Origin of the sequence: Olivibacter sitiensis DSM 17696 (assembly GCF_000427965.1) — a bacterium.
GTDB classification, from domain to species: domain Bacteria; phylum Bacteroidota; class Bacteroidia; order Sphingobacteriales; family Sphingobacteriaceae; genus Olivibacter; species Olivibacter sitiensis.
On sequence record NZ_ATZA01000005.1, the window covers coordinates 34,232 to 59,242 of the forward strand.

The window sequence follows — 25,011 nt, forward strand, 5'->3', positions numbered from 1 at the left end:
TATGTATCGAAATAAAATTAACTAATCTTGGATGAATGGGTAGTCTTCCTGCACATACACATCCTCAAACAGCTCATGTGCCTGTGGATAGTCAGACTCCTCGGCAAACTTAACACATTCTGAAATCGCGTTTTTCACCTCTTCTTCAACGCTTTCGAACCATTTGTCGTCCGCATAGTTGTTGTCGATGATAGCATGCTTCACATGGGCTAAAGGATCCCTTTCTTTATATTTCTCCAATTCTTCTTTAGTACGGTATTTTGCAGGGTCAGACATGGAGTGCCCTTTATACCGGTAAGTACGTATCTCCAAGAAGGTAGGTCCTTCGCCTTTGCGGGCGCGTTCTACAGCTTCGTCCATGGCATTGTGCACTGCTACTACGTCCATGCCATCTACGGGAGCGCTAGGCATATCAAAGCCCAAACCCATTTTGTAGATATCCACCATATTGGTGGTACGTTTTACCGATGTTCCCATGGCATAGCCATTGTTTTCGCACACGAACACTACCGGAAGCTTCCAAAGCATCGCCATATTGAAGGCCTCATTTAAACTTCCTTGACGAACGGCTCCATCACCCATATAACATACACAAACATTATCCGTACCTTTATACTTCTCAGCAAATGCAATACCCGCTCCCAAAGGGATCTGTCCGCCTACGATGCCGTGGCCACCAGCGAAGTTGTTCTCCCTGTCGAAAAAGTGCATGGAACCTCCCTTGCCTTTTGAACAGCCGGTTACCTTTCCAAACATCTCTGCCATCGCCGCATTGGGACTCATCCCCTTTGCCAAGGCATGTGCATGGTCGCGATAGGCCGTAATCATCGAATCCTCTTTGCGCAAAACAGACATGGCGCCTGCCACAACAGCTTCTTGTCCTATATACAAATGACAAAAGCCCCTGATTTTTTGTTGACCATATAACTGGCCTGTTTTTTCCTCAAATCTGCGCATAAGTAGCATCGACTTATACCACTCCAAATATGTTTCCTTTGTTATTGCTATTGAACCCATACGTCAATGATGTATCTTAAATTATCAGTACGCAAACTTAGATAAAATTGTGTTGATATGCAATTATACCATATGACACGAAATTTTGATCTGTTGAGGCGCCTATCGTCTCCCATCAACCGTAAAGATGTAGTTTTTTGCATACAGTTTTCGACTTCAAAAATAAAAGTGTTCTTTTTTGTTGACATCACGCAAGAATTAATATAGATTTGCTTCGGTCGAAATTTGACTGAGGGATTACAAGTTCGTTGTAGCGAACGAAACAAACAAATATTAAAGAAGACTATTGATGAAAAAAGCTTTTCTTGTCCTATGTTTCATCACGGGAAACTTGCTATCAAATGCGGTACAAGCGCAGACCTCTGAGGTAAAGGTCGAAAACCCCGATGATTCAGAGAACCTAGCCAAAGAATACTTTTCACAAATCATGGGCGTAGCGATCTCTGCCACTACTAGTACCAAGCTATATCAGTTTGTTTACGATTGGATTGGCACCCCTTATAGACTTGGGGGAAAAACAAAAACAGGGATAGATTGCTCCCGTTTTGCTTATGAACTATATGAAAAAGTCTTTAACACTTCTATTGGCAACAACTCCAGGAACATATATACGCAAGTGAACCCCGTTTCAAAGTCAGATTTGAAGCCTGGCGACTTGGTGTTCTTCAAAATCAGGAGCAAAAATATCACCCATGTAGGTGTCTATATCGGTGAAAACAAATTTGCCCATGCCTCTACCAGCCGTGGTGTCATGATCAGCAATTTGGAAGAAGCCTACTGGAGAAGGTACTACTTCAATGGAGGAAGGATGCTAAAAGCGGATGCACAAATAGAGGAAGAAGACGACAGTACCGCCATCAAATTGAATTGATTTTATCCAAACAACAATAATAATAGGGTCAGGCCGATGCTTTTCATGGTCTGGCCTTTTTGATTTAAACAGTACCATATCTGCAAATAATACTTACTTTTATATCCACTGTTGAGAGCAAGTACATGGAAGCAAGAAACAACATATTAATCTTAGACAAAATAAATATACAGGAACGTATTCGTAGAATTGCCTACCAAATACTGGAAGACTGTTTTGAAGATGAGGAGTTGGTGCTGGCGGGACTGGCCGAAAGGGGCTATATCTTTGCACAAAGATTAGCGAACGAGCTATCACTCATCTGCGACAAGTCTATTCTGCTAATAAGCTTAGATATCGACAAGCAGGGTTCAGTACTAGATGGCAGAGCAGATATCCCCGTAGAGCAAGCTACTAATAAGGCTGTTATATTGATAGACGACGTATTAAACAGTGGAAGGGCTTTGGCCTACGGCCTAGGTATGTTCCTTGACATCCCGTTGAAGAAAATGCGCACAGCAGTACTAATTGACAGGAGCCACCGCAAATTTCCCATTGTCACAGATTTTACCGGATTACAGTTAAGTACTGTATTGAACGAGCAGGTGAGCGTGCATTTCGAGGAGATAGATGGAGAGGATGCGGCCTATTTGAACTAATAAACCGAATCCATTATCTTCTTGCCTTTCTCGCCGTAGTTTATATTTATCAGAAAGGGGTTGCTCAATTGAGCTTTAGGCTCATCCCTTCACTTATTGCATTTCCTTTAAGGTTATTGAGGGCTTTCAGCTTGTTTACTGTAAGCCCTTTGTGTTTACTGGCTATGCCCGAAAGCGTATCACCCTTCTTTACCTTGTAGCTCAACATTGAATTTGCCGATCCTTTCTTCGAAGTAAGCGGTGCTTCCTGCACTTGATTGACGGCAATACTTTGGCCTGGCAATACGGTGTTGTTTTTCAGGCTATTCCATACCTTCAGGTCTTGCACCTCCACCTGATAGAGGTTGGCTATTTTCGCAAGGCTCTCTCCTTTTTTCACCTTGTGGTACACTCTCTTATTCTCGGCAGTAGATGCCAATTGGAATTCCATCGTCTCCTTGGCAGACGGCTCATCGCTATTCAGCACGGCGTAAAGATCGGCATATGCAGATTTGTCCACCGCAGGGACAATGAGTCTCTTTGGGCTTTCCACACTCCCGTTTACTATTTTCCTCTTATAGGAGGGGTTCATATTGGCCAGCAAATCCACATCCACCTGAATAGCACGTGCGATGCTCGATAGCGAGATCTGCCTTTGTACTGAAATAATTTCGGGTGAAGGGCCAAACCCGGGGTCCAAAGGCTCAATGCCGAGCTCTTCCAAGTGGTTCATGGCATAAGTCATGGCGATAAAGGAGGGAACGTAATTTCGGGTTTCGCCAGGTAGGTACTGCCTTATATCCCAAAAATCGGGTTTTTCCAAGCCCGATCGCTGTATGGCACGGTATACATTTCCTTTCCCGCAATTGTATGAGGCTATGGCCAGCAGCCAATCGCCAAACTCGTTGTAGGCTTCCTGCATATATGCAGCAGCGGCATAGGTGGCCGCTACTGGGTCCTTGCGCTCGTCTATATAATTGTCCATTTGCAGGTTGTACACCTTGGCTGTGGCAAACATAAACTGCCATGGACCTGTTGCCCCCACCCGTGATACTGCTTGCGGATTGAGCGCCGACTCTACCACGGAGAGATACTTGATCTCATCGGGGAAATTGAGCTCTGCAAACACCTTCTCAAACAAAGGGAAGTAATAGTTAGCTAAACCAGATACCTTGGCAAGGTGGTTTCTGTAGCGAGGGCTCGTATACACATCAATGAAAGACTGCACAAAGGGATTGTGCGTCAGCTGCACCTGCTTTTGAAGCGAGTCCAGCCTTGATTTATAGTTTATGACATGAGGAGAATGTGTCTTTAAGAGATTTCTCTCAGCCAATGTATCTTCTTTGGTCTCCACCTTGTCAAAACCTAGTATTTCTCCTTGCACCCGGCAAAAAGAGCCGCACAATGCTATCCCCATAGCAAGCGCTACATATTTTTTCAATTTCATAATGACAAATGAAAGGTTATTAGTTGATGACTCATTCGATGTTCTTTCATGTAAATAACATTTCCATTTTTCAGCGGCATTTGCTCTACTCGTTAATAGTAACGCGCAAAAAGGGCCAATTAGTATGGAGAGAACAATAAACGAAAAAACGGAATGGCTTTAAATATAAACCCATTCCGTTTCTAGTTTTTTATATTTCTATTGCGTTGCGCAGCATCGGTTATCTTTATGAATGCTCTTCTTTTTTCAATTCATCCTTACGCGCATCTTCCTTGGGCTCGCCGGCCTGACCTTCCTTGAACTCCCTAACACCTCTGCCGAGTCCACGCATCAATTCGGGAATCTTCTTGCCACCAAATAGCAATAAAAGGGCAACTACAATAAGAATTATCTCCTGACCACCGATTGCCGCAAGCAATACTGAACTTACCATGATATATTTTTTAAATTAATTTCTTTTTACCTGAGGATTGAGAACAATAGAAACAACCCCGTTTTACAAATATAGAAATAATTAATTAATTCCGTGCAAGCCAAGGGCTAGGATTTATTGGAGTGGCATTTTGCAATATTTGAAACTCCAGATCTGACGTTCCTTCCACCGCATCTATCGCTACGGTTCCTATGGCCTCTTTGGTAGCAACTTTTTGATTTTTTGTAACGGATACACTCTTAAGGTTATTATATACCGAGATATAATTACCATGCTTGATGGCCACCGCATACCTATTCTGTATCTGGACCACCGTAAAGACCACGCCATCAAAAACAGCGCGAACACTTGCCCCTGCAGGAGTCCTCAGTTTTATACCGTCGCTATTTACCTTTACATTAGCGCCATAGGTATATTGCCCAAAGCCTTGTAGTATAGAGCTTTGAGCAACAGGCCAGGGCAATTTCCCTTTGTTGGAGACAAAATCTGCTGCAAGTTTTGCCGATTCTGGATTGGCAAGCAAGGCTTCGCTATCGCTCATCTTTCTTGCAGACGCGGCTTCGCTCGCCGACGGCTTTTCCCCGCTGCTTTTTGCCGCAGCCAGCCGCCTAGCTTCTTCTCGTTTTCTTTCGGCATCTATCTCTCTCTTGATTGCTGCCTGAATTGCTCTTGCCAGCCTGGCGTCTTCTTGTTGTTTTTTGCTCAGCTCCTGTTTATATTGCTTTTCCTTCTGGCTCAGGTCATTGAGCGCTTTAGATTTCACCCCTTTTTGTTTGTCGAGGTCCAGCTTTTCTTTTTCCTGGTCGGTCAGTAAGGCGGCCTGTTCTTTTTTGTTGTTGTGAAGCTCCGCAAGCTTCTGCTGAAGGTCCTTTTGCGTTTTCTCGATTTCTTCCGCCTGCTTTTTACGAGACTCGCTGAACTGCTGTAGGTATTTCAACCGCTTGTAGGCTTGATTGAAATCCTGCGAAGCAAAGACAAACATCAGTTTGTTATAGGCATTGGAATTGCGGTAGGCAAATTGTACCATGCTGGCGTAGTCTTTCTTGAGCTGAACGAGCTGGTCCTGCAATTCTTTGATGGTTTTGCTGTTTTTGTTAATCTGATTGTTAATCAAATTAATCTGGCTGTTGATGGTATTGATCTTTTGCTGCCTCAACCTAATCTGCGCATTAAGGGCATTGACCTGCTTTAAGGACAGGGACTTGTCAGAAGAGGTGGTTTTCAAGCTCTTGTTCAGTAGCTCTATTTCGCGCGTGAGCGCTTCCCTTCTCTTTTGCAGCTCTGCACTGGACTGTGCAGATACAGGTTTCATCGCTGCTATAAGCAAAAAAAGAACACTTATTACTAAGCTTTTCCACATACCCTGATTTAGTATCATTATTTTAATTATTCAATTACTTTATATACATCGAAAATCGCAACCTTTTATTGCCGAGCGCCTGACATATTCCAAATATTCAACAAAATTAATCAATCTTCCTATATCTATTTGGTATACTGAATGGTATTTGTATTGGATTATCAATTTCTATTTTATCATATTGCATATGGACGAATAATTTGAGATTGTCCGCTTCCGACCTAAGTTTCACGTTTTGCGGCAGATTCCGCTGCTTAAAAAGTGCGTAGTCGCCATAGTTTATCACCAGGCTCTGCCGACCGGTTGTATTGTTTATTTGATTGATCAGGGAGCTGAAATCTGTAGCGGTTTGCAGAGCAAAATCCATATTGGCCGTTTTGCCACTGAAGATATAGGTGCTATCTGTTTGCCTTAAGGCTACATCTTCTCCCAAGACAGCGGAGATGCCACGCCCCACTAGTAGCGATTGCAAATCGACAAAGCTCAGGGGAACACTGGAAAACCTGTACAACTCGCTAAATGGCTTTTCTATATATTCATTATTTATCCTATTGACCACCTTAAAGCTATCTGGCGTAATGAGTACCCTGGCTACCTCCAAACCCAAAATAGCTGTTACTGAAACCCAAATGGCCTGTTTGTCCTTGATACGGAGGTTTAGCGTCACATCCTGCTTATCGTCATTGATGATGAGATTTGTCTTTGCCCTTGCAGAGAAACTGTCAAAGCTTACTTGCTTGTTCCGTAACTCTCCAATAACACGGGCCTTATTGGACACGTTTACCGCCTCTCTCTTATCTATTTCTTTGGTGGCAATCTTTTTTTTCGTTTTACATGCGCCAAAAAGCACGAACAGTGCCAGACAAATGTATAACGCTTTCTTATTCAACATAAGCCTGGAGGTCTATTTTCTTCTTTAATGTCTGTGCGCTAGCGGTATCGTCTCCAGCTATTTTCAAGGCAGATTCCCACTGTTTCATTGCCTCTTTTTCTTTGCCCAACTTGGCCAAAATATCGCCATAGTGTTCTAATAAAGCGACAGAACTGCTGTCGCTATTGCCAATAGCCTTTTCAATCCATACCAGTGCTTCCTGGTACTTGCCTTGCTGAAACAGCACCCAGGCATAGGTATCTTCAAAGGTTGCATTGTTGGGCTCCAGCATATTGGCCCTACTGGACATCTGGGCCGCCTGATCCAAGTTTTCCTTGCGCAAGGAAAGGTAATAGGCATAGTTGTTCAGTACGCCGACGTTATCTGGCTCCAGGGCTAAGGATTCGTTATAGGCGAGATCTGATTCCCTGTACATATGCAAAGCATTATAAGTATCTCCCAGGCTGCCATATATCTGCGCCATAAACGGTTCGTTACGCTCGTCTGCATGGTTCAAGGCAGCCTCAAAACTGCTTCTCGCTTTGTCAAATTCCTTGTTAAAGGAAAAAGCATGTCCCGCAAAAAACTGCGTAATGGGACTGTCTGGAAATAAATTAACCGCAGTGTCAGCATGTACTGCCGCATCTTTCAGGTGATTGTTTGTCAAATCTAGCTGTAGCAACTGCTCCCAAACCTTATTTTGATGGGCATCCAACTGGGTAGAGCGTATATATTGCATACGGGCGAGATCTTGCTTGCCGGTTTGGACAAGCACGTCCCCATATATGGCGTGCACGACCGCTTCCTCCGGATACTTTGTTGTGAGTATATTGGCCAGTTCCTCTACGCTGGACCACTGCTCTCTTTTCAGATCCCGAGAAGCCATTACCCGAGATAAAATATTCACCTTGTCTTCAACTTTCAGGTCGCTGGTCATGAAAACCTTTTTCAGATTGTCCAAAGCTTTGCCCTCTTCGTTCTGAGCATTGTAAACGTCCGAGCGACTAATGGCTATATAGGGATCCTTAGGAATTTTCTTTTCTGCCCTATCCAAAGCTGCCATGGCCTGCTTTGGATCCCCGAGCTTCAGGTAAAGATTGGAGAGTAAGATATATCCCTTATTGTCCTTGGGTTTGTTCTTTATCAGCTTATTCAGTTCCTCCACGGCGATATGCGATTGACCCTGCGCGATATACACATTGTGGCGGGCCAACATCAAATTGTCACTACTGCCAAATTCTTTCTCAATCAAAGCGTAGGTCTTTAATGCCGCTTCATAGTCCTTGCTCAAAAATTCTGAATAAGCCTTATCGAAATAAAATTCCCTCTGCTTAGGTTTCAATGCTATCAACTTGGCATATATGGGAGGCAGGGAAGCAAAATCTTCCATTTGTTTATAGACATCGGAAAGTAGTATCCAATACCACTCATTATCGGGATTTAGCTGGGCGGCCTTTTTTGCATTGATGGCAGCCTCGCCCGAAGAGCCCATTTCCAATTGAAGGCGTGCAAGCTCGAAATAAGCTTGATCGTTCTGTGGGTTTACCTTTACTGCCCTCTGCAAATCGGCTACGGCTTGCTGCACATTCCCCTCGTTCCTCTCGCTGATACCAGAGGTCAAAAGACTGGAAGAAAGCGCCGAGTCTGGCAAGGTCTCCTGCGCTAGCGACGCGATAGGCGCTACGAGCGCAAGAAAAACGAGAACAATCAGGCAACGAGCTATTTTCATGTGTAATTTGTCTTTATTATTTTTATAACCCCTATTTAACGCTTTTGTTGGCAATAGGTTTAATTGCATATGCCGTGCTATCTATCTCTTTTGCCCAACAATATGGCCAACTGCTTTCGTTCCATAAGGAATGTGAAAAGTAAAAATAAGATAAATAAAACGTTTCCTATAATAAGATCCCGATGAAATACAGAAAAAGACATCCAGCTGATGACCGCCGCCATGGCCAAATAGGTTATGTTTTTTTTGAGGTGATAGGGTATGGGATAATGGCGCTGCCCCAATATATACGAAAGCACCATCATGGATCCATAAGTCGTCAAGGTGATCCAGGCACTGGCAATATATCCGTATCGTGGGATGAGCACGAAGTTCAGCACGATGGTCACTATCGCCCCAAATCCGGAAATGTAAACTCCATAGCGGGTCTGATCGGAAAGTTTGTACCAAATGGATAGGTTCATATAAACCCCCAAAAACACATAAGCCATAATGAGTATGGGTACTATGGGCAATCCCGACCAGTATTCCATTCTGGCTTCGAGCGTGCCCCCTCTAGTGAAAAATTTAAGTATCTCTATGTTAGCCACCAGCCCCACCATGGCGACAGACATGGCAATGATGAGGTAGTCCATGATAACGGAATATACCGATCCGGCGTTCTTCTCCTTGGCATAACTGAAAAAAAACGGCTCTGCACCTAAGCGAAATGCCTGTACGGCAATACTCATAAAAACCGCTAGCTTGCTGCACATAGTGTATATACCTACGTCGCGGGCGCTGGTTTCTTGGGGCAGCAACTCCTTGAGCAGCAACTTATCCAGGTTTTCGTTGACAATGAAGGAAAAATTAGCTATCAGGATAGGGAAGCTATACCCCAACATATCCTTCACCAATGCTCCATCCCACTTCAACTGTAGTTTTAATATTTCCGGAATCAGCATCAGTAGGGTAATCACACTGGCGGTTAGATTGGATAGAAATACATAACCAATCCAGCCAGGCCGATACCAACGCGCTAACCAATCTGCTCCTATTCCATTTCGTTCAATGAGCCAGGGAATAACAAGGATGAACAATAAATTAAGCCCCACGAAAGTGGCAATGTTAGCGAGTTTGATACAAGCAAACCGTATGGGCCTCCCTTCTGCCCTGATACGCGCAAAGGGAATGACTGCCAAAGCATCTGCAATGAGGATGAAAACGAACACCTTCAAATAAAAGGCTAGGTCCTTATCTGCAAACTGTCGCTGTAAATAGCCCGCCACTGCATCGAAGGAAACAAACAAGGTGAGCAGCAAAAGGGCTGAGGTAAACAGCGTAATCAGAAAAGTATTGGCATACACCTTCTCCTTCTCGTCGGCTCTCTTTTGCAAATAGCGAAAGAAAGTAGTTTCCATGCCAAATGCCAAAAAAGCATTGAGCATGGCTGCCCAACTATAGAGATAACCAAACACGCCATAAGTAGAGGGGGGATACTTATTGGCCAGAAGCGGCGTCAGGATGAAATTCATGATCCTGGCCACTATGGTACTAAGCCCGTATATCAGGGTATGTCCGGCAAATCTTCTTAATGTAGACAAGCTATACTAAAAATAAAAAGTAAAAAAAACGTCCGCAAAAGGGTGGAAAGAAATCGACACAAGCAATTGCATAGATTCTTTATCGCTTAACTACGACAAAATTTTTGTGATGCCGTAGCTCGCCTTCCTTGACCTCTACCTGTGTTACCTGCGCATCTTCCGGACCTTCATGGCACCATTCCAAAAAGCTCTCCAAATCCAGCGGATTACCCTCTGCCTCGATTTGTACCGAGCCATTGGGAAGGTTCTTTACGGTGCCCCTTATCTTCATCACATCGGCCACTGCCTTTGTAGACGCCCTATAATATACCTTTTGAACTTTACCGTGAACAAGTATGTCCAAATGTTTTAACGCTTGCGGCATTGCTATCTTATTGTTGTTCTATCCAGTTGGGCATGCATCTGCCAAATTGGCTAATAAAGAACAAAAGTATTCAAAAATAATGCAAATACGGAAAAATATAGCAGCAGCAACCTAGGCCAACTTTTTGACCGTTGACTTTTCCGACAGGGTTTTCCCTTTCACATGGCTTATTAGGTTAAGCCCAGGTGTCTTACCTATCTCTAGCGAGCCGAGTTGTTCGTCCATCTGCAAGTACTTTGCGCCATTTAGCGTGGCCCAACGCAATACCTTCTCAAAAGGAATTTCATCAAAGTGTTGCAGTATTGTTTTTATTTCGGACAGTATGCATAACCTGTCATTGGAGGCCAAGCTATCTGTACCCAAAACGATCTCATGTTCCATCTTCCAAAACATAGGAATTTTGGGCAAGCGGTTTTCTATGTACAAGTTGGCCTTAGGGCAAAAGCACCAGGTAATCTGCTGCTCGTGCCTATTCACAAAATAGATATCCTTTATTGTTGTGTAGGTATTGTGCACCAACATGCAGGGTTGATTGCTAGGCATCAACGGAAGCATGCTTTGCAGCGAATCCCTGCCTTGTGCCTTAAAAAAGCTGATATCTCTCCCCAGCTCCCTATAGAAATCAACGAAATCTCCATTTTTATAACGAAAGAATTTGTTCTCCTCCTCTGTTTCCTGGTTATGAATGCTCAGCAAATTGCGCTCGGGATGGTCTAGCTGCTTGAGGTATCGGTAGATCTCCTTGCAGACGGAATAGGGTGCATGGGGTGTGATGCTTGAGGGAAGATCGAAGGCTTGGCAGGTTTCCAGCGCCCTGTCAAAATAAGCTCGGGCCTTCTCTGGTTCAAAGCATAACAGTTCAACAAAAGTATGATAAGCGATAGCGCTGTCTTTCTTTGTGGGAGCAGAAATTGCCGTATTGGAGATATCGCCCACCGCCACTACGCCATTTTCCAACATTTGCGCATCGGCTCGTTCCATTGCCGCAACTATATCATCTTCTTCATAGTAGCGGAATTTCATGACAGATTGCAAAAACCTCACAAGTCCCGTGTGCCTAGGCAATGCCCCAAGCAGGTGCGAAAGTTCAAGATGGCAATGACTATTCACAAATCCCGGGGTAATGAACCCTTTATGCTTCTGGACAACGGCATCGGCGGGAATTTCATCCGAGCTGTGATACAAACCTAAAATTTCCCCGTCTTCGCCAACTTCTACTATTCCATTCCGGACAGGGTCCTTGTGTACAGGAAAGATATAGTCTGCGGTATGGTATATGCTCATTTAATTCTTTTTTTCCACCAAAATGAGATAGATATTCAGTTGAAAGTGGCCTATAAACGACAGCAATCTATATCTTTTAAATAAGATTAGCTTCTATTTATTTGATATATAATCAATTAAGCCTTTATTTTTTATTTTTCGGTGGTCGAAAGTTCACCATTTTTAGGTATCTTTGCAAGATAATGTTGAAAAAAAATAAGATCGACATACGTTCACTGTCTCTGGAACAGCTAAAAGAGCAGCTTGTGGCCAATGGCGAACAGGGATTTCGTGCCAAGCAGATTTACGAATGGCTGTGGCAGAAATCCTGCACGGATTTTGAGCAGATGAGTAATTTGAGCAAAAATTTGCGTGACAAGCTGAGCCAGACGTATACTATCAATGCGGTCAAAATAGACAAGTCGCAACACAGTGCCGACAAAACCATAAAAAGTACTTTTCGTTTGGTAGACAATCATCTCATTGAGGGCGTGTTGATTCCGACTCCCGAGCGCATGACTGCTTGCGTGAGTTCTCAGGTTGGCTGCAGCCTCACCTGCAAATTCTGCGCCACGGGCTATATGGAAAGAAAACGCAACCTCCATGCGGACGAGATCTATGACCAAGTGGTATTGATAGCACGACAAGCCGAAGAAAGCTATCAGCAAGCCTTGAGCAATATTGTTTACATGGGTATGGGAGAACCTTTACTTAACTATGCCAATGTCTTGCGTTCCATAGAGCGCATCACCTCACCAGACGGCCTCAATATGGCTTCCAAACGCATTACGGTTTCTACGGCGGGTATTGCCAAAATGATCAAGAAACTGGGCGACGACCAAGTAAAGTTTAACCTAGCGCTTTCCTTACATGCCGCAAATGACGAGAAACGCAATGAGATCATGCCTATCAACGAACAGAACAGTTTGAAGGCGCTCTCGGAAGCCTTAAAATACTATTTTGCCAAGACCAAAAATCCCGTCACCTACGAATACATTGTCTTTCACCATTTCAATGATGAGCTAAGCGATGCCAAGGAGCTGGCAAAATTTTGCAAGCATGTTCCCTGCAAAGTAAACATCATTGAGTACAACCCCATTGCTTTTGCCGATTTTCAAAATGCCGAAGGAGATAAAATAGAACAGTTTGCCGAATATTTGCGTAGCCAAGGGGTCATCACCAATGTGCGGAGAAGTAGGGGAAAGGATATAGACGCCGCCTGCGGCCAATTGGCCGTGAAAGAAAAGGAAGCACAAGAAACAGTAAACACTTAGATTAACCATCCATATTAAAGACATGGAAATGAGACAGGTTTTCCATGATTTTATTTCTTTGCTATTTCCGCCTACCTGCATTGGTTGTGGGATGCCTTTATATGCTAACGAAGAGTACCTTTGTACTTTTTGCTGGTATAAATTGCCCGTTACCAACTGCCATCTCCACCCAGAGCAGAATGAAGCTGCCAAGCACTTTTGGGGCCGATTGCAGGATGTACAGGCTGCTTCCTATCTCTATTTTAATCCAAAATCGTCCGTCGAAAGGATACTCTACGAACTGAAATACAACAACAAACCAGAGATCGGTATCTTACTAGGAAAGAAATATGGCGAGATACTACAAAATACCGATTTTGCTCGTATCGACGCCATACTGCCAGTACCCCTACATAGTAAGAAAAAACGGAAACGAGGGTATAACCAAAGCTCTTGTATTGCGCAGGGGCTTGCCCATGCTTGGAATGTCCCTGTTATGGAAGATTGCCTAATACGGACAAAACACACTACTTCTCAAACCCGTAAGAACAGAATAGAGCGCTATGAGAATATGAAGGAGGCATTTACAATACCTTATCCCTTACAATTGGAGCATAAGCACGTATTGCTCGTAGATGACGTACTGACCACAGGTGCCACCATAGAAGCTTGTGCGGCACCATTGTTGAAAATAGAGGGATTAAGGCTCAGCATTCTTACCCTTGCCTTAGCAAAATAACTAAAATCGCCCAGAAATAGACGGAAACAAAAAAGACAAAGACGGGGCTGTCTCCTATGTTTGTTGTAAGCAAATGTAGCAGACAGCCTCTTAAAGATTTAAGAAGATTAAAATATCGAAACCGATCAGGCTGGTACGTTTTTCTTCTTCGATTTACCGAAAACATCCATCACCAACACGAATACCAGTGTGATGAGGATAGCTAGACTAACTCCCGAAGCAGCGTAGGGATTGAGCACCGTAACCGTTAAATCCTTGAACAATAAAGCCATAAGAATAACAGGCATCTGAGCGGCACAGGCAACCCGAATATATTTTCCGGTAAAAAGTGCCATGGCTCCCAAAATATGGGCCACGATGATCATGTGAACCAACAGGCTTAACATAAAAGCGACACCCACCGAGCTTTCCCTCATGACCACACTAAAAGCATTAATATTGGAAACAAATTCTATCCCTTTCCACAAAATAACAATGGCCAAAACTATCCTGATAGCTTCCAACCAAAGCGGATGACGAGGCGCGTCTTCCTGGGCTGCATTTCTTGAGACCATAACATTAGGTTTTAATGTTTAACAAATACAATTGGTCTGATAAAATTCGACTTTTACTTTGAGAAAAACAAATTTATTTTACTTTTCTCTTTCCCTAGAAAAACCATTCTATCTTTATGATCCGCCTCTCGGCCCTGCATTGCTTTTTCTTGCTCATCTAATGGTATATTTTTCTGTTTTGGTAATTTCTGGCCAGTTGTCCGTACGAAAAGGTTCTGCTGGCAAGCCAGAAGTGTTGAACAAATTGGCGGCTCCTGCATCGTCTGCCCAAGCATAGTGCACTGAAACCGGCACACTAACCTCGGCAGCCGTCAACACCACCTTATTGCCGGAAATCACAGCCTTTGCAGGATAAAACTTTTGATTGGCGCCCGCCAGCTCAAAGCCATTCAACTCAAGCCCTTTCACTTTTAGCCCGCCGTCGGTATTTTTAAAGGTTAAGGTTACGGTATTTCCCGAAATCTTTACCTTATCCAGTATCGGGCCTTTGTCTACCACTTTTTTTCCATAAGTGTTCTTCAAAGCCAATTTTGCCAATCGCAGTCCAACGTCCTGCTTGTTCTTGGGATGTATATCCTTGGATTCACCGATATCAATGGTAACGGCCATACCTGTATTGGACAAATCCAACGCTTTTGTTTGTGCTTCCCGAAGTTCTGCCCATTGGCTCCCTTCGTTGCTCACCCCACCTCCTGCCTGATAGCTGGCTAGTTGAACAAAATAGAAAGGCAAAGCGCCCTGGGCGAAATGCGTTCGCCAGTCGGTAATCATCAATGGAAAAGCAGTTTGATATTGATGGGCTCGGGGAGCATTGTTCTCCCCCTGATACCATAGAAAACCTTTAATACTCATTGGCAAGAGAGGGAAAATCATGGCATTATACAATAAAGACGGGTAGCTATTGGGACCTATATCGATCTTAGAATCAAACAAACGCTCCACTTTATACTTCCATTCGGAAGCTAGGGGAATGATCTTGTCTCCGATATGCAGACCTACATCATCCGGCCGTCCATATATTCCGCCATTACCATAACTATCCTCTATCCTCACGGCAATCACATTTGTTCCCTCTTTCAAAACTCCCGATGGGATTTTATATGCCCTAGGCTCATTATAGCTTTTCGTTCCTCCTACACGCACTCCGTTTACATAGGTATCGTCCATGTCATCAATGGCGGCCAAAAGAAGAAGTGCTTCCTGACCCGCATCTTCAGAAGAAATCTGTAGGGTTTTGCGCATCCACACTATGCCATCCAAAGTACCTAGGGGTCCTTGCCACAGGCCGGGTACCTTCATTTCGGGCCAAGTGGAGTCATCATAATCTGCGCCCTTTAGCCGAGCTAGTTCGGATGCATCGGGCAGACCCCCTTGTTGCTGTTGTATGGTTTCTATATTGCTTTCCTTTATCTTTTTCATCTGGCTTACCCTCTCTTCAAAAGAGAAGCTGGAAGTGAACTTGGCATCCACAATACCTGCCTGTTGCAATGCTGTCAGACTAGTCCATGTTTCTATATCGGTACCACCCCAAGACGAATTGACGATACCAATTGGAACCTGTAGCTCCCTATATAATTCCCTCGCAAAGAAATATCCCACTGCGGTAAATTGACCAACATGCTGGTTATTAGCGACTTTCCATTCTCCTGCATCCATCAAATCGTCCAAAGGATTTGCCGATACAGCATTTGAAACCTTAAAATTTCTGATATTTGGGAAATTGGCAGAAGCTATCTCCACTGTAGCATTTGCGCTCTGCCCCACCGTCCATTCCATGTTGGACTGCCCAGAACAAAGCCATACATCGCCCACCAGCACATCCTCCAGCACGATTTTGTTTTTGCCTTCTACGGTCAATATATCCGGTCCTCCGGCCTTTTCTGGTTTAAGAACAACATACCAAAGACCATTTTCATCTGCTGTCACCTGTCGCTGCTGCTGACGAAAACGGATGCTTACACTTTCGCCTCTGGCGGCCCAACCCCAGATCTTCATATCCTTGTCCCTTTGCAAGACCATGCCAGTACCGAAAATCTTGGGCAACCGTATCTCGCAAAAAGTTTGTCCCATTATAAAAAATGCGACTAGAAAAAACGCAAGTTTCTTGTTCATATAGGTTTATTTAATCAGTTACGTTTAATACGGTAAATATATGAAATGTCTGCATTCCAAATGCTGCCTATTTCAATACAAATAGCTGCAGCCAGCGCTCGTCACCATCGGTAACGTAGCGATTGTAAGCCAGGCAACTACCGTCATAACTCCATGTTATTGCTCCAATAGGCGCATTTGCATCGCTTGATTTCCTGGTTATCCGCTCGGTCTCGCCCGATCCGATTTCTGTTATAAAGACACTGTTGTCGGACACATAGGAAACAAAACGGTCATCGGGACTAATACTGAATGCCGATTGTACGGCGAATGGGTTCTTTGTCACCTGCCTTATTTGGCCTCCAACAGTGGGTACGGCGAATACCTGTACGATGCCTTCATCGTCTTTCATCAGAAAGAAAACGGATTGGCCGTCGGCAGAGGTACGGAGCCAATGCCTCGGTCCCTGTATACCCGGATACTTTCGAGAACTGGTAAAGGTCAACCGCCTTTGTTCAGTTCCTTGGGGTGGGTTTGGCCTGCTCTTTCCCGTTCCTTCTAGCGGTTTGTCCACTACCGCCTGCGTGATGTCGTTTGGTATATTCACCACAAATACTTCGGTGACTATATTACCCAGGCTATCGCGTACATTGCCCTGAAAAGCAATAGCCCGCTTTTGCTTTGCCCCGCCTGTCTTGATATAGCCATCCTTACCTATCCATGCTTCATCAAAAGCCTTTTCAATCTCGTCGCTTCCCCATCTGGGCCTCTCCGTCACTTCCGTGACCACTGCACTGAACATTTCCCCGCGATTGTTTTCCAATGAGCCGTCATCTTTTACCACGACTTTTCCAGGACACATCACTCCCACTACCCTCAAATCCAGCACAGAAGAATCCGTTTTGGCTAATTGTTCCATGATATAGTCATTGTAGGTAAAGGAAATCCACTCGCCATCTCCGCTCCAAGAGTGGGCATGCGTACCCCCTCGAAGGGCTCCGGCCGTAAACGGGGGAAAAATATCGCGCGCATCCATAAATATAGGCTGTTCTGGCCGCTCAATATCTATGGCTACACCTGTTCGGCGAGTCATGCCATAGGGCTTGTGCTCATCGGAATTGCGAATGCCTTGGATAAACAACACCCTGTTTGCCACGGGAGAGAAGGTAGCGGCCCCTACGCCGGGGCCATATTCGCTTTGGTTGCTGGTTTGATACAGTACTTTCGATTCCCCTGTCTCTATATTGATCATCTCGATCCTGCCAGTGCTTCCTATCTGGGTATCATCGTTGCGCGTATCGTAGACTATCCATTTACCGTCTTTTGAAAAGACCTGAGCATGATGAAGGGTATGTCCTTGACGGGCAGTGGTGAGCTGACTTTCTTCCAATTTTATGTTCATTTTATGCTGTTGGTTACAAGCAGTGAGACAGGTCATAAATCCCAACGAGAAAAGATGGCTGATCTTTATCAACAAAGCTCTCTTAACTTGACCTTTCATGATACTTTACTTACCCAACCGTCCCAGCAACCATTCCGTTATTTTCGCCTGCTGTTCGGGAAATGTCCAGTGTCCCGTTTCCTGCACCACAAAAAGTTCCTTTGGTGCCTTAATCTGATTATAGGCGGCGTAGTACGAGGTGGGCGGACAGGTTTCGTCATTGTATCCCCAAGTATAAAAACCCGGTACTTTGACAAAGCGTGCAAAATTGACTACATCGTAATATGCCGACACCTTGATTTTTTCTTCCTTGGCCATAAAGGGTGCATTCCATTCGTTGAACATGTGGGGCCATCCGCCGGCCCGGCCGTGGAGGTAACCGGTCAAATCGCATAGTGCGGGATATAGCGAGACTAAGGATTTCACCCGCTCATCGAGTGCCGCCGTAACAATTGACAGTGCGCCCCCTTGACTGCCTCCCCATACCGCCAAGGTGCTACCATCAAATTCGGGTAGGGAATACAAATAGTCGATGGCACGTACACAACCCAAGTACACTCTTTTGTAGTAGTATTGATCGCGATCGTCCATATTGAAAAATTGATAATCCTTCAATGCGCCCGCGCGAAGATCGTCATACAATGTCGTCTCATAGGTCACGGGTATGCCGTGAATACCGATCTGTAGTGTGATGATGCCCTTTTCGGCAAGGTCGACAATGCCCGCATATGGTCGTATGCCCGCCCCTGGCACAGACAGTACAGCAGGGTATTTTCCCTCTTGCTTGGGTTTGGCCAAAATACCATATAGCCGCGCACCGACTTCAAAATTTTGCAGATTTACCTGATATACATCCACCTTTTCGGTGCAACGTTCGGGCAAAAGGATGAGCTTGGCATCTAAAGGTACTTTTGCAGCATCGGCCTTTGCTTTATTCCAAAAGTCCCAAAAATCATCGGGTAATGTCTGGGTGGGTTTAATTGTTTCGGGCAGGTATGCGGCAGTGGCCAAACCACGGTACTCCAAGCCATCCACGTTCACCTTCACCTCACAGCGCAAAAATCCTGCTTGCTTCAACGTTCCTTTTATTTCTCCCAAACCATTTTGCAGCTTTAGCTCACCCTTGTTCGTTGGCGGCATCTTTTCCAGTCCCACACTATAGGTCACTTCCACGTCCTTTATGGGTACCTGGTGTTGCAAAACCCTCACCGTAAACTTAGCTTCCTCGCCAATCGCGTAGTTCCAATCGGGTTTATCTGGCGAAACCAGCACCTGAATGGGGTGGGGCGGGCGCGACTGTGCAAGGCCGAAATAAAAAAAAGAAAGCAAAAGGCTTAATGCCATCAAAGGCCGAATAAACATTCGTATTCTCATGGTTGTCAAAAATAAAGGTTTAATAATGAGGGAGCAATATACTAATTTCTGAGCATCGTCACTCCTAAGCTGAGATTAAATGCCTCAATACTACTCCCTCACTCTTTGCCTGCACCAATTCCCAATTATTTGCTCAAATTGGACAACAGGTGCTTCCGAAAGTCCGTGATACGATGGAAAGTCAAAAAATTGGCATCGTGGTTATTGTGAGCTCCGCCTTCCTTGTCATCATATGCCGTTCTGCAGGCAACTATCATATCATTGTCTTCAAACAGCCAGTCTACATACTGAAAGCCGTGATTCAGCACATCGGGATGCTGCAAGACAATATGGTGTACCTGCCAATTCATCAAATCCGATGAACTCATCAGTGCCAAGGTATTGCGGAAACTGGCGGCGTTTCTACCTGGATATTGCTGTCTAAATTCCTGTGGGATAATGTTGCTCAAGGTCCAATAACGCTTGCTTTTGTCATCAAAGCGAATGGCAAATTTCTTGCTTCCTCCCGGAAACGACACGAAGCCCGTTGTGGGATCGAAAGAGGCAATCTTGCCGTCGGCACTTATTTTCACTATAGCTGCCTTTTCGTCCATCGTAGTTCTATCATCTACCCGCAATATATCTACCATATTCCCGTCAGGCGCTACTACGGCATTGCCCTCTAGCCAACCGGTAAAGTGACCTTCCAGATAGGTGGAGTCATATGGCAGGAAATTGCTCGTTGTCCAGCTATCGGCCTGTAGGAGGTCGGCATTGACCGGAGCAGACATCATCATGGCACCATAGCGCTTGCCCCATTGCAGTATGGGGCCATGGGCAGTTTCCATGGCCCGCCACAGACGTCCATTATGTTCGATAACCGGCATGGGAGCACAATGGAACTCACCGGCTAGCAACAGTCCATTCTCCCTATTGCTAGGCTGGGACCAAGTCACGCCACCATCTTCCGATTTACGGATGAGGACGGTCCCATGGTGCCTATCGGGACCCAAGAGGTATAATACTTCCCGATGTACAAATAAGCTAGACCAAAATGCCCCTCGGATTTCACTGATCTGCTGCCAGCTCTTTCCCTTGTCTGAAGAGCGATATATCCTGGAAATGGCCTGGACAAATTCCGAACTATTCGGGCCGAAAAAATCGTGCGAAACGACATAATCACCGTTGGGAAGTACCGCAATACTGGGCGAGCCAATGTATTGTTTTGAAGATGCGGGTTGATGCGCAATGATCACACCTGGCACGGTAGATAGATCTTGTCCCTTTATCTGCCCGTTCATGCAGGAGAAAAAGAATGCGCCCATTACAATAAATTTAAATATCCTGAAGTATAACATATGCTAAAATGCTTGTCGTATGTTGTCTTTTACTATCATTGACGCCATTTCTCAATAGCCCTCGTTTTGTACCAAAAGTGGGTCGGAGTCCATCACGGCTTGTGGGATTGGGAAAAGTACATGATGTGCCGTGGCACTCGTTTTCCCTCTAGCTATTGCCCCTGAGATAAACTTGTCCATTCTGATCAAATCCATTCTTCGGTGTCCTTCCGAATAAAACTCCCACCCGCGTTCTGCAAGGATGTGATCTCGCAAAGCCGCTTTATCCGAAAAGGCTCCAAACGCAATACCATCTAAGGCTGCTCTAGTTCTCACTTGATTTATCAAGTCGAGGGCTTCCTGTGTAGGCCCATTCAACTCATTCAGCGCCTCTGCCCTAGAAAGGAGAATATCTGCATACCGTATTTCGGGTATATCGTTACCATGGGAAGCTCCCAATGCCCCAGGGTCTGGCAGGTATTTAAAGGATCGGATATTGTCATTGCCAAGGAGAGACACCGTCTGTCCCGAGCTATTGATATAAGAAGTAACCAATAAATTCCTTCGCTTATCTCCTTCTTCAAACGAATTATAAAAGCTGTCGTATATCCTGAACTCGTTAGGCCAGTTGACATAAGTAGGCAGGTACCTTACGCCAAGGCTTGGTGCTTCTGCAAAATTGTCTGGAAATGCGGTATTCATCCAGCTATTGGCGGTGGCCCTGTCGCTACTTGCAAAAGCCGGCCGAACCCAGATATACTCTCCATTTCGCTCGTTGGCTACGCTAAAAAGCGTTTCATAATTGGCGAATAGGCTGTAGCTAAACTGACTCATTATATTTGCCGCTATGTCGGCACATTTTTGCCATTGTCTGGTATTCAGGTAAAATTTACAAAGATAACCCATTGCAGCAGCTTTATGAGCTCTTCCATAAGCTGCCTCTTCTCCCGGTGATGGCAGATCTGCCGCCGCACCCAATAGCTCTGTTTCAATAAACGTCCTCATCTCTTCGTCCGAAGCCCTCGCCAACTGCAATTCTCCAGTAGTGCTTACACGTAGCGGAACTGGGCCGAACATAAAATACAGCTTATGATAGCTAATAGCTCTTAAAAACCTGAACTCAGCGATATAGATTGCTTTTTCACTTTCAGAAATGCTGACATTGTCGATATTTTCCAGCAAAATATTCGTATTGCGAATGGTTTGATAGGGTGCGTCCCAATTATTACCTATGAAATCGATGGTAGGATCCCAGGTGAAATTAATAAAGTTGCGCGCATCCCGTTCAACATTATCTCCTGACTGATAGAGGATATCCGTTGGCCACTCTTGTGGAGCAATCACATAGATGGAATTATTGGTATTCATATTTGCTGCTCTGGCATATGCATCTGCCAATACGGATTCAATGCCCTCTCTTGTGTTCAGGTAATTGTCGGGAGCAAGTTGCGAATACACTTCTTCGTCCAGAAAACCGCTACACGATTGCAAGGCCATCAGACCTGCCACACTAAAAAAACCGATATATTTTGATAATTTCATAATAATCACTGATTAAAGACCAATATTAATACCTAACAGAAATGTTCTTGCAGAGGGGTATGCATTCCAATCAATCCGAAAATTTGCGCTCCCATTTGGATTTAAGGCGGGGTCGTAGCCCGTATAATCGGTAATGGTAAATAAATTTTGCCCAGAGACATAAACAGATGCCGATTTAATAGCTCGTCCCGACATAGGAAGCTGATAGCTAAGCCGCACCGTATTCAATCGGATATAGGAAGCATCTTCTACAGTATAGGAATTGACGGTTTTCTGCCCCTGTACATTTGGCGTCACAAAAGAAGGGTATGTGGTAGAAGGGTTTTCGGGCGTCCAACGGTTTAATAGCGGTTCGGCCAATCTGTTTCTTTTCAAATTTGCCGGAAAGTAGGTGTCTACTGCATTATTGTTCAACATACTTACCCCGTTCACTCCTTCAAAAAAGATATAAAGGCCAATATTTTTATAGCTGAAAGTATTGGTAAATGACCAGATAAAATCTGGGAATGAGTCGCCCAGGATCACCCGGTCCTCGGCGTTAACCACTCCGTCTCCATTCACATCCAAGTATTTTATATCTCCTGGATTTACGTTATCGTTTGTCACCGAAAAATCGTCGCCTTGCTGCCATATGCCAATAATCTCGTACCCATAAAAGGAATGCAAGGGCCTACCTTCTTCAATAATGGCGATCTGACCTGTTGACCCTGCCGAACCAGTGATGATATTAGGAATGCCACCCAGATTGGTTACCTTGTTCTTCAACGTATTGAAGCTGATATTGGAATCCCATTTAAATGCTCCTGTCAGGTTATTGGTAGCCAGCATCAACTCGAATCCGCTGTTCTGCATACTACCAATGTTCGTCATCATGGACGAAAAACCCGTGGAGCGGGGAATGGGTAGACTCAGCAGCATATCGCGGGTATTCTTGGTGTACCAATCGATTGTTCCCGAGATTCTATTGTGCAAAATACCGAAATCTAAGCCAGCATTAATTTGTTCAGACGTTTCCCATTTCAGATCGGGATTGGCCAGGCGGGACGGTGCTGTGGAAGAAACCTGTATGCCATCAAAAACCGTTTTCAGACCCGTCCCAAAAGTAGACATTGATTGATTGTTGCCTATCTCCTGATTTCCGGTTTTACCCCAACTGGTTCTTAGCTTTAAGGAATTGAGTGTTTCCACCCCACTGAGGAAATCTTCCTCATTTATCTTCCAGCCCAATGCCACAGAGGGAAAATATCCAAACTTGTTATTGGCTCCAAAACGCGACGAGCCATCTATACGCAAAGCCGTGGTAAACAAATACTTGTCATGCAAGGTATAATTCACTCTTCCCAGATAGGACAACAAGCTATTGGAGCTTTTGCCACTGCCAGTGATGTGCGTAGTGGGATCGCCAAGGTTCAGGTTATTGGTGCCTGTCGCATCCGAAGGAAATCCACGCGCCTCTGCAGAAAAGTCATCGTCAATAAAACGCTGACCGGTCATCCCAATTACGGCATTTAAGGCGCTGTTTTGAAATGTTTTGTTATAATTTATGGTTGCCTCGGCCAAGTAGTTACTGTTCTTGCCTTGCAGGATACTGGCTATTCCTCCGGCCGCGCCGCCATCGATAGTTAGCCTGTTGATATATGTATCCCTACGTTGGTTCACGATATCTCCTCCAATATTGAGTTTTGCCGACAGGCCATCGGCGAGTTGGTATTCGCCGTAAACGGTACCGAATGTACGGTAAAGATTAGAGACAGCTTTCTTTCCATTCCCAATAGCCAATGGATTGTCGATATTCATGTCCGTTGATAAGGTATATTTTCCCTGTTCATCAAACATGGATAAGGTCGGATCATAATTGATGGCGGCGTAAATAATACCTGCCCTTTCATTCAAATCCATCCCATTGGGTACGTAATCGTCCTTGCTGTAGGATGTGCTCAAACTGAGCCCTAGCTTAAACCTGTCCATCACGCGGTGTTCTAGGTTGATCCTGGCGGTATATCGTTTGTTTCGCGAATTGATCAAAACGCCATCTTGATCGTAATAATTAAAAGAAGTCATAAAAGTGGTATGTTCACCGCCTCCAGAGAACGACAGGTTATGATTTTGAATCGCTGCATTCGGCTGATATACCTCCTCCAACCAATCAGTTCCCCCGTTATTTATACCTGAAACCCGCTGGTTGTCGGAACCTCCGCCGGCATCGATAATGGCATTAATGGTTTGCATGTATTCGGATGCATTGAGTAGTCGTATTTTGTTGGCTACATTCTGGAAACCGGCATAGGCATCATAGTTAACTTTCATGGCGCCTGATGCGCCACTTTTAGTTGTGATCAAGACAACGCCATTGGCACCTCTTGAACCGTATATGGCCGTGGCAGAAGCGTCTTTCAAGACCTCGATAGAGGCAATATCATTTGGGTTTATGGAATTTAATGGGTTCCTTGCCGTGCGCATACCCGTAAAATTGGCACCCGAGCCAGAAACTGCAGACGAGTTGTCCAGCGGCAAACCGTCTACCACATACAGTGGGCTATTGCCCGCATTGATGGATCCCACACCACGGATATTCACAGAGATCCCACCTCCTGGTTCGCCGCTATTCTGCACTACCTGAACACCTGCTGCTTTACCAGCGATCAGCTGATCGGCAGAGGTTATGGCTCCTTGATTGAAATCCTTCGCACTCAACGTAGTTACCGACCCTGTCAGATCGCTCTTTTTCACGGTACCATAACCCACTACCACAACTTCATCCAATTCCGAGTCGTCTGCAGTCAATGCTATATTGACAATCGTTCTCCCAGCTAGATTTACTTCTTGGCTTTGATAACCTATAAAACTCACCGACAATTTTTCAGTTCCTGCTGAGATCGTAATGGAATATTTTCCTTCAGCATTCGTTGTCGTTCCGTTGGTTGATCCTATGACTTTCACTGAAGCACCCACCAACGGCTCATTGGTCAATCGATCGGTTATCTTCCCGGAAATAACCGTTTGTCCAGCTGCATATGTCATGCAAAACATTAAGCAGGCAGCAAGACACCATCTTTTTAATCGCGCTTTTATCATGTTTAGTTTATAATTAATTGGTTCATTACTATTCACGACTTGACATTGGTTCGATCAAGTCCTGTTTCAAA

At 44.7% G+C, this 25,011-nt stretch carries 20 protein-coding genes; 4 read left to right on the plus strand and 16 right to left on the minus strand.

From position 1 onward, the window contains the following. Positions 1-21 precede the first annotated feature (21 nt). Positions 22-1,017, minus strand: a complete 996-nt coding sequence (pdhA, locus tag A37S_RS0104350; RefSeq protein WP_028295922.1) for a pyruvate dehydrogenase (acetyl-transferring) E1 component subunit alpha — start codon at positions 1,015-1,017, stop codon at positions 22-24. A 289-nt stretch (positions 1,018-1,306) separates the two neighbouring features. Between pdhA and A37S_RS23570 the strand changes: the two genes are divergently transcribed. Together A37S_RS23570 and A37S_RS0104360 are read left to right on the plus strand one after the other, a co-directional pair. After that, entirely contained in the window at positions 1,307-1,888 is a 582-nt protein-coding gene (locus A37S_RS23570) for a C40 family peptidase (protein ID WP_051292712.1), read from the plus strand. Between the two features lie 125 nt (positions 1,889-2,013). Then, positions 2,014-2,526 carry a phosphoribosyltransferase family protein gene (locus A37S_RS0104360; RefSeq protein WP_028295923.1) on the plus strand — a complete coding sequence of 171 codons (513 nt, stop codon included), beginning with the start codon at positions 2,014-2,016 and terminating at the stop codon, positions 2,524-2,526. 64 nt (positions 2,527-2,590) lie between these two features. On the opposite strand, the gene A37S_RS23575 is transcribed toward A37S_RS0104360, so the two are convergent. The 8 genes from A37S_RS23575 to A37S_RS0104400 all read right to left on the minus strand — a co-directional run bounded on the left by A37S_RS23575 (position 2,591) and on the right by A37S_RS0104400 (position 11,576). Continuing rightward, positions 2,591-3,952 carry a lytic transglycosylase domain-containing protein gene (locus A37S_RS23575; protein ID WP_084163745.1) on the minus strand — a complete coding sequence of 454 codons (1,362 nt, stop codon included), beginning with the start codon at positions 3,950-3,952 and terminating at the stop codon, positions 2,591-2,593. 226 nt (positions 3,953-4,178) lie between these two features. Then, positions 4,179-4,385, minus strand: coding sequence for a Sec-independent protein translocase subunit TatA/TatB (locus A37S_RS0104370; protein WP_028295924.1), 207 nt, complete (start codon positions 4,383-4,385; stop codon positions 4,179-4,181). Positions 4,386-4,470: 85 nt separating this feature from the next. Further along, positions 4,471-5,697 carry a murein hydrolase activator EnvC family protein gene (locus A37S_RS0104375; RefSeq protein ID WP_051292713.1) on the minus strand — a complete coding sequence of 409 codons (1,227 nt, stop codon included), beginning with the start codon at positions 5,695-5,697 and terminating at the stop codon, positions 4,471-4,473. Between the two features lie 154 nt (positions 5,698-5,851). After that, entirely contained in the window at positions 5,852-6,637 is a 786-nt protein-coding gene (lolB1, locus tag A37S_RS26105) for a lipoprotein insertase outer membrane protein LolB1 (RefSeq protein ID WP_051292714.1), read from the minus strand. After that, positions 6,627-8,345, minus strand: a complete 1,719-nt coding sequence (locus A37S_RS0104385) for a tetratricopeptide repeat protein (protein WP_169719435.1) — start codon at positions 8,343-8,345, stop codon at positions 6,627-6,629. Before A37S_RS0104385 ends, lolB1 begins: the two co-directional genes overlap by 11 nt. Before the next feature lie 77 nt (positions 8,346-8,422). Beyond that, positions 8,423-9,928, minus strand: a complete 1,506-nt coding sequence (locus A37S_RS0104390) for a lipopolysaccharide biosynthesis protein (protein ID WP_084163746.1) — start codon at positions 9,926-9,928, stop codon at positions 8,423-8,425. A 79-nt stretch (positions 9,929-10,007) separates the two neighbouring features. Then, a complete protein-coding gene (locus A37S_RS0104395) occupies positions 10,008-10,292 on the minus strand; it encodes an acylphosphatase (RefSeq protein ID WP_028295928.1) in 285 nt (94 codons plus the stop codon). A gap of 111 nt (positions 10,293-10,403) precedes the next feature. Beyond that, positions 10,404-11,576, minus strand: coding sequence for an amidohydrolase family protein (locus A37S_RS0104400; protein WP_028295929.1), 1,173 nt, complete (start codon positions 11,574-11,576; stop codon positions 10,404-10,406). Between the two features lie 182 nt (positions 11,577-11,758). Here A37S_RS0104400 and rlmN point away from each other — a divergent pair, with 182 nt between their 5' ends. Next, positions 11,759-12,829 (plus strand): dual-specificity RNA methyltransferase RlmN, encoded by a 1,071-nt coding sequence (gene rlmN, locus A37S_RS0104405; RefSeq protein ID WP_211229718.1) that lies wholly within the window; start codon positions 11,759-11,761, stop codon positions 12,827-12,829. A 28-nt stretch (positions 12,830-12,857) separates the two neighbouring features. Next, positions 12,858-13,547, plus strand: coding sequence for a ComF family protein (locus A37S_RS0104410; RefSeq protein ID WP_051292722.1), 690 nt, complete (start codon positions 12,858-12,860; stop codon positions 13,545-13,547). A gap of 125 nt (positions 13,548-13,672) precedes the next feature. On the opposite strand, the gene A37S_RS23585 is transcribed toward A37S_RS0104410, so the two are convergent. From A37S_RS23585 to A37S_RS0104445, 7 genes are all read right to left on the minus strand, one after another. After that, positions 13,673-14,101: a DoxX family membrane protein gene (locus A37S_RS23585; protein ID WP_051292715.1), complete on the minus strand. Its 429-nt coding sequence runs from the start codon at positions 14,099-14,101 to the stop codon at positions 13,673-13,675. A 153-nt stretch (positions 14,102-14,254) separates the two neighbouring features. Then, complete coding sequence (locus A37S_RS0104420) at positions 14,255-16,213, minus strand: sialate O-acetylesterase (protein ID WP_028295932.1); 1,959 nt, start codon at positions 16,211-16,213, stop codon at positions 14,255-14,257. Positions 16,214-16,280: 67 nt separating this feature from the next. Further along, complete coding sequence (locus A37S_RS0104425; protein WP_169719436.1) at positions 16,281-17,594, minus strand: DUF3748 domain-containing protein; 1,314 nt, start codon at positions 17,592-17,594, stop codon at positions 16,281-16,283. A 105-nt stretch (positions 17,595-17,699) separates the two neighbouring features. Next, the gene (locus tag A37S_RS0104430; RefSeq protein ID WP_084163747.1) at positions 17,700-19,007 is read right to left on the minus strand and encodes an acetylxylan esterase; all 1,308 of its coding nucleotides are present in this window, start codon (positions 19,005-19,007) and stop codon (positions 17,700-17,702) included. A gap of 125 nt (positions 19,008-19,132) precedes the next feature. After that, a complete protein-coding gene (locus A37S_RS23590; protein ID WP_245586305.1) occupies positions 19,133-20,311 on the minus strand; it encodes a sialidase family protein in 1,179 nt (392 codons plus the stop codon). A gap of 84 nt (positions 20,312-20,395) precedes the next feature. Further along, positions 20,396-21,865, minus strand: coding sequence for a RagB/SusD family nutrient uptake outer membrane protein (locus A37S_RS0104440; protein ID WP_028295935.1), 1,470 nt, complete (start codon positions 21,863-21,865; stop codon positions 20,396-20,398). A gap of 12 nt (positions 21,866-21,877) precedes the next feature. After that, positions 21,878-24,886, minus strand: a complete 3,009-nt coding sequence (locus tag A37S_RS0104445) for a SusC/RagA family TonB-linked outer membrane protein (RefSeq protein WP_211229719.1) — start codon at positions 24,884-24,886, stop codon at positions 21,878-21,880. Positions 24,887-25,011 lie beyond the last annotated feature (125 nt).